Here is a 2,288-nt window from a genome sequence, read left to right as displayed (position 1 = left end):
GGGTGGGGGTGGCCGGCGGAACGGCCTCGCACTCCTCGGTGCACTCCTCGGGCTCGCTGTGGGAGGGCCCGGGCACCCGGACCTTCTTCTTGCCCGGGGCGTTGACGCAGGAGTTGTCGAACGCCCCGCTGAGTGCCGTGAGCACACCGACGGCGTTGCCGCAGACGTTCACCGGCACCTCGACCGGCACCTGGACGGTGTTCCCGGACAGCACGCCGGGAGAATCCTCGGCAACCCCGGTCGCGGACGTGCCGGCGAGGGCGGAGCCGCCGTACAGGGACAGAATGCCCGTGGCGGCGGCTGCCGCGGCCACTCCCCTGCTCAGTGTCTGTCGCAATGTGCTTGTCTTCCTTGCTTGACGAATCGGGAAAGCCGGGCCTACCGGGCACGGGCGCGTACGTTTCCCGCAGCGCCGTATGCCCTCCTGCTTCATCAACCCGATGCGTCCGTATTGGTGTCGGGAGTTCACCCGGTTGGCCGCGCGACCGGGTCAGGACACCACGTCCTTGCGGGCGAACCCGCGGAAGGCCAGGGCGAACAGCACCAGCGCGTAGGTGACGGAGACCGCCGCGCCCTGGATCATCCCGGACCACTCGGGGCGCGGCTGCACGGCGTCGGCCCAGGCGAACTGCCAGTGCGCGGGCAGGAAGTCGCGCCAGTGCCCCAGAGCCGTGACGGCGTCCAGGACGTTGCCCACGATGGTCAGCCCGACCGCCCCGCCCACCGCGCCCAGCGGCGCGTCCGTCCTGGTCGACAGCCAGAACGCCAGGCCCGCGGTGACCAGCTGGGACACGAAGACGTACGCCACGACCACCACCAGCCGCTGGACGGCGGTCCCCGCGTCCAGCGCGCCGCCGGTGGGTGTCCGCAGCGGACCCCAGCCGTAGGCGGCCGTCCCGACGGCGAGCGCGACGACCGGCAGCAGCACCATCGCGGCCAGGCTCAGCCCGAGCCCGACCACCAGCTTGGACCACAGCAGCCGGGCCCGCGGCACGGGCGCGGCGAGCAGATAGCGCAGGGAGGACCAGCTCGCCTCGGAGGCGACCGTGTCCCCGCAGAACAGCGCCACCGGGATCACCAGCAGGAAGCCCGCCGACACGAACAGGTTCACCGCGGCGAAGTTGGCGCCGGACGCGGTGGCCGTGTCCATCAGCGTCACCCGGTCGTTGCGCCCTCCCGGGTCGCCGCCGATCGCGAAGGCGACGGCCAGCACGAAGGGCAGCGCGGCCAGGATGCCGCCCATGACCAGCGTGCGGCGCCGCTTCAGCTGCCGTACCAGCTCGACCCGCAGGGGCAGGGTGCGGGCCGCCCGGTAGCCGGGGGCGGCCTCGGTGCCCTGGGCGAGCGTGCTCATGCGGAACCTCCGATCAGGGTGAGGAAGGCGTCCTCCAGCCGGCGGTGCGGGCCGACCGAGGAGACGGGCACCTCCAGCCGCACCAGGTCCACGACCAGGTCCTGTGCCGTGCCGCCGGGTTCCAGCCGGACCAGCAGGCCGTCCTCGGTCCGTGTCGCCGAGGCCACGCCCGGCAGAGCGGCGACCTTCTCCATGGCCGGCTCCTCCACCGGCACGGCGGTGCCGACCAGCAGGGTGTCCCCGGAGCCGACGATCTCGCCGACCTCACCGGCCCGCACCAGGTGCCCGCGGTCCATCACCACCAGGTGCGTGCAGGACTGCTCGACCTCGGAGAGCAGATGGCTGGAGACGATCACCGTGCAGCCGCCGGCCGCGTAGCGGATCATCACCTCGCGCATCTCGCGGATCTGGGGCGGGTCGAGGCCGTTGGCCGGCTCGTCCAGGATCAGCAGGTCCGGCAGGCCCAGCATGGCCTGGGCGATCGCCAGGCGCTGGCGCATGCCCTGCGAGTAGGTGCGCACCGCGCGGGCCAGGGCGTCGCCGAGTCCGGCGATCTCCAGGGCCTCGTCCAGGTGGGCGTCCTCGGGCGGGCGGCCGGTGGCCCGCCAGTACAGCTGAAGGTTCTCCCGGCCGGACAGGTGGGGCAGGAAGCCCGCGCCCTCGACGAAGGCGCCGACCCGCGACAGCACGGGCGCGCCGGGCCGGACGGCGTGGCCGAACACGCGGATCTCGCCGTCGTCCGGCCGGATCAGCCCCATCAGCATGCGCAGGGTGGTCGTCTTGCCGGCACCGTTCGGCCCGAGCAGGCCGAGCACCTGGCCCTTCTCCACGCGGAAGGACAGGTCTCGTACGGCGTACCGGTCCGCGGACTTCGCGTACCGCTTGCCCAGGCCGGTGATCACCAGCGGGACGTCGGCGAGCTCCGGGTCGGGGG

The 2,288-nt window shown here is 73.1% G+C and carries 3 protein-coding genes; all 3 read right to left on the bottom strand.

What is annotated here, in order from left to right:
• On the bottom strand, positions 1–337 hold a 337-nt coding region (locus C1I97_RS35600), incomplete at its 3' end, for a chaplin (RefSeq protein WP_111007073.1).
• Between the two features lie 153 nt (positions 338–490).
• Entirely contained in the window at positions 491–1,354 is an 864-nt protein-coding gene (locus tag C1I97_RS35595; RefSeq protein WP_111007072.1) for an ABC transporter permease, read from the bottom strand.
• The coding region (locus C1I97_RS35590; protein ID WP_111007071.1) for an ABC transporter ATP-binding protein at positions 1,351–2,288 on the bottom strand (938 nt) is incomplete at its 5' end. The genes C1I97_RS35590 and C1I97_RS35595, both read right to left, overlap by 4 nt.

The organism is Streptomyces sp. NTH33, from assembly GCF_003236365.1.
Taxonomy (GTDB): Bacteria; Actinomycetota; Actinomycetes; order Streptomycetales; family Streptomycetaceae; genus Streptomyces.
This window is presented reverse-complemented; position numbering and strand designations above follow the sequence as displayed.

What these genes read in the sequence shown, in the direction of transcription:
- C1I97_RS35595 (WP_111007072.1), bottom strand. Translation starts at nt 1,354, where the DNA reads ATGAGCACGCTCGCCCAGGGCACCGAGGCCGCCCCCGGCTACCGGGCG.